Raw genomic sequence first — 2643 nt, forward strand, 5'->3', positions numbered from 1 at the left:
GCACTTGGCGGTGAGGTTTCACATGCAAAAAGGCTCATGCATGGAAAGTCATCAAAAATTTCCCTTGACTATGATTTTATTTTTAAAGGCCTTCCAGGTGAAATAACTGTTGGAAGGTATCACTCCCTGAGTCTGGTTGAAGATTCACTTCCGGATTGCCTTGAAATCATTTCAAAAGCCCGTGATGATAGGGAAGTCATGGCCGTAAAGCATAAGGATTTCAATGTTTACGGACTGCAGTTCCATCCGGAATCCATTTTGACACCAGACGGATTAGCGATTATTGAAAATTTTTTAGAGAAAGTTGAAAGAGGCATATTATGATTAAGGAAGCTATTTTAAAAGTATACAAGCATGAAGATTTAACTTATGATGAAGCTTATAAGACAATGGATGAAATCATGACTGGTGAAGCAAGCGAAGTTCAGATGAGCGCTTATTTGACTGCCATGGCGATGAAAGGCGAGACAATTGAGGAAATCACTGCATCAGCTGAAGCTATGAGGGCGCACTGTTTGAGGCTATTGAATGATGAGAAGGTTTTGGAGATTGTCGGTACAGGCGGTGACGGTTCAAACACCTTCAATATTTCAACAACCTCTTCAATTGTCATTTCAGCTGCAGGAATTCCTGTTGCAAAGCATGGAAACAGGTCAGCATCAAGCAAATGTGGTGCTGCCGATGTGCTGGAGGAGCTGGGCGTCAATATTCACATAAGTCCAAGCAGAAGCTTGAGATGCCTGAAGGAAAACAATATATGTTTCCTGTTTGCCCAGAATTATCATCTGTCAATGAAATATGTGGCTCCCGTAAGAAAGGAGCTCTCAATCAGGACAATCTTTAATATTTTAGGTCCGCTGACAAATCCAGCAGGTGCTTCCATGCAGGTTTTAGGGGTTTATGAAAAGGAACTTGTTGAACCGTTGATGGAGGTGTTGAAGAATTTGGGTGTTGAATCTGCAGTTTCAGTATACGGAATGGATGGAATGGATGAGATTTCAGTCAGTGACAAAACTTTTGTATGTGAACTTAAAGATGGTAAAACAATGTCTTATGAAATTTCACCTGAATACTTTGGAATGGAGCTATGTTCCAAGGAGGATTTGGTCGGCGGTGATGCCAAGGAAAATGCCCAAATTACGTTGTCAATTTTGAAGGGTGAAAAAGGACCGAAAAGAAATGCCGTTCTGTTGAATTCCGCTGCAGGATTGTACGTTGCAGGTAAAGTCGGATCCTTAAGGGAAGGTGTTGAACTTGCAGCCGAAATCATCGATTCCGGAAAGGCATTAAGACAACTTGAAAACTTTATTGAATTTACAAATGCTGATTAATATGTTGGATGAAATCGTTGAAAAAACAAAAGAAAGAGTGGAAATGGCTAAAAGCATATTGCCATTGGAAGACATTAAAAAGCAGGTTTCCCTATTGGAAATTTCTGAGGAATTCCCCTTTAAGAAGGCATTGGGCGGGGATGATATTTCAATCATAGCCGAAGTCAAAAAGGCTTCACCTTCAAAGGGTCTTATTGCAGAGGATTTTGATTATCTGGCTATTGCAAAGGAATATGAGGCCGCAGGGGCCAGTGCAATTTCTGTCTTAACCGAACCTTATTTCTTCCAGGGTTCTGATGAATATCTGGAGGAAATTGCCAAGGAAGTCAGCATACCTGTTTTGAGAAAGGATTTTGTCATTGATGAGTATATGATTTGGGAAGCCAAGATGTTGGGAGCTTCCGCCGTTTTATTGATCGTTTCAATCCTTGATGTTGTTCAGCTTAAAAAATATCTGGATTTGGCACATGACCTCGGCCTTTCAGCTATTGTCGAGACCCATGATAGCAGTGAAATCATGAGGGCCATGACAGTCGGTGCTGAAATCATTGGCGTCAACAACAGGAACCTGGAGGATTTTACAGTAGACATCGAAAACAGTATCAATCTACGTAGATGTGTCAGTGGAGATGTTATATTTATTTCAGAAAGTGGCATTAAAACACCTGAAGATGTCACCAGATTAAAAGAAAATGATGTCGATGCTGTTTTAATAGGCGAAACTTTAATGAAAAGAAATCTGTGGAATCAAAAGATTGGAAGATATTGAAATGGTAAACAGATATAAACCTGATTATATAGGATTTGTGTTTGCAGATTCAAAAAGAAAGGTTTCACATGATTTGGCTAAAGAATTAAGGAATAATCTTGATTCGGATATAATTCCGGTGGGAGTTTTTGTTGATTCTCCGCAGGATGAGATATTGAAATTGTTCGATGATGGAATAATAGAAATCGCTCAGCTTCACGGAAGTGAAAGCGAACAATATATATTGGATTTAAAAAAGAAAACTAATGGTGAATTGAAAATCATTAATGCAATTGAAATGACACAGGAAATCGATTTATTGAAATATAATGATTCTAGTTCTGATTATTTATTGCTTGACAGCGGAAAAGGCAGTGGAAAAACCTTTGATTGGAGTCTTATTCGAAAGGACATAAAAAAGGAATTTTTCCTGGCGGGAGGATTGAACAGCGAAAACGTGGCACCGGCCATAAATGAGTTCAATCCCTATGCCATTGATTTGAGTTCAAGCCTTGAAACTGATGGATTTAAAGATGAAAATAAAATAAAAGAGATAATGGAGGT

Annotated in this window: 3 protein-coding genes and 1 pseudogene; all 4 read left to right on the forward strand. The window is 39.0% G+C overall.

Annotated features, from left to right (window positions below):
* Positions 1–324: aminodeoxychorismate/anthranilate synthase component II (locus tag QZN27_RS09835; protein WP_296787054.1), on the forward strand; the 324-nt coding region annotated here is incomplete at its 5' end.
* Complete coding sequence (gene trpD, locus QZN27_RS09840) at positions 321–1331, forward strand: anthranilate phosphoribosyltransferase (RefSeq protein WP_296787056.1); 1011 nt, start codon at positions 321–323, stop codon at positions 1329–1331. The genes QZN27_RS09835 and trpD, both read left to right, overlap by 4 nt.
* Positions 1309–2100 carry an indole-3-glycerol phosphate synthase TrpC gene (gene trpC / locus QZN27_RS09845; RefSeq protein ID WP_394346866.1) on the forward strand — a complete coding sequence of 264 codons (792 nt, stop codon included), beginning with the start codon at positions 1309–1311 and terminating at the stop codon, positions 2098–2100. The genes trpD and trpC overlap by 23 nt, the downstream gene beginning before the upstream one ends.
* Positions 2087–2643 (forward strand): annotated as a pseudogene (locus QZN27_RS09850) (phosphoribosylanthranilate isomerase); the annotation flags it as partial. The gene trpC and the pseudogene QZN27_RS09850, both read left to right, overlap by 14 nt.

It is taken from the genome of uncultured Methanobrevibacter sp., from assembly GCF_900316895.1.
Lineage (GTDB): Archaea > Methanobacteriota > Methanobacteria > Methanobacteriales > Methanobacteriaceae > Methanocatella.